This is a genomic window from Parashewanella curva (assembly GCF_003675895.1).
Classification (GTDB): Bacteria; Pseudomonadota; Gammaproteobacteria; order Enterobacterales; family Shewanellaceae; genus Parashewanella; species Parashewanella curva.
This window is the reverse complement of record NZ_ML014944.1, coordinates 1-1,166: the sequence shown is the minus strand read 5'-3', so window position 1 is coordinate 1,166 and position 1,166 is coordinate 1. Positions and strand designations below refer to the sequence as shown.

The 1,166-nt window shown below is 38.4% G+C and carries 1 protein-coding gene; it reads left to right on the top strand.

All coding sequences use genetic code 11. From position 1 onward, the window contains the following. Positions 1–976: 976 nt before the first annotated feature. Positions 977–1,166: hypothetical protein (locus tag D5018_RS21350; protein WP_133309375.1), on the top strand; the 190-nt coding region annotated here is incomplete at its 3' end.

The window sequence follows — 1,166 nt, the reverse complement described above, 5'->3', positions numbered from 1 at the left end:
AAGGGTTTGTGTGTTTTAGTTTTTGTCTAAGCAACAAGATTATAACACGCAAACCCTTACCTTTTCTTTAAATATCAACATGATAAACGATTTTTATTGTTGGATTTGAACTCCGAAACTTGAGTTACAAAAATTATAGTTATTGGTGTCGACAGAGGTTGCATATGCCATTTTATTTACCTGCTAGGTAAGTCGTACTATCAGGATGAAACTGATTAGAAAACAGTAAAACATGCATAAAAAAGATGAAACAGCTTAGAGGGAGATGCGTCAGAACAGCACTCAAAGCGTTTACTGTTCAACTCCTAGAGCAGCGAAACCGTAAAATCAGCCAGTTCTTTCTCCCTCCGATAAAAAAACGAGTTATCGCTCTTTCCGCTCGATGATTATAAATGTTGAGTAGACTGCCCTGTATACGGTGTATTAATTTAAGCCCTTGGCGAGAGGAAGGCTTTTTGATGACACTGAATATCAGTAGAAATAACACCTGATTGACCGATTTGGCCAGCCAGATCTTAACATTATTCAGCAAAGGTAAAGCCTGTTAGCGAATGAATGGAAAGGGCTCGAAGTAAATTATACAAAAAATGGCATCAATTGAGGTTATGAAAGCGTGAGTTATTTTTTCAAAATAAGGCTTGGTAGAGTTTTTAGTCGAACGCGTTACTGTCCAAACTCATGCCAGCCACTAGGCTGGGAAAGTTTTGTCCACTGGTGAATCAGTTCTGAACAAAGGCTGACTCGGCTTTGCCCCAAAACGCTTTAGAGTAAAAGCCCCACTTCTTGTGACTCATAAGCCAAGACATCCATTCGAAAAGTCATAATTAATTGCTTATTCTAATATTTTTTACCTAATGAATTTTCAATCCAAGTAATAAGTTAACTTTTGTTCACAAAAAGAGATTTACTATCAATACGTTGTTTAACATTTCTACAAATATAAAAGCACACTTGAAATGTATTAAGGTTAAACATTATGGGCATGGCAACCTTACCCTTTTCCTCAGCACTAGGGCTAGTTAATAAGCTTGAAGATACCGCCAATCAAATATATCAACACCTCCCTTCAGCTGAGACGGTGCTCTCTGCTTCGATAGCTACAGGTGCTGGTTTAGCGACAGGCGGTATTGGCGCTGCGGGGATTGGTTTAGGTTATTGTGTTGTCG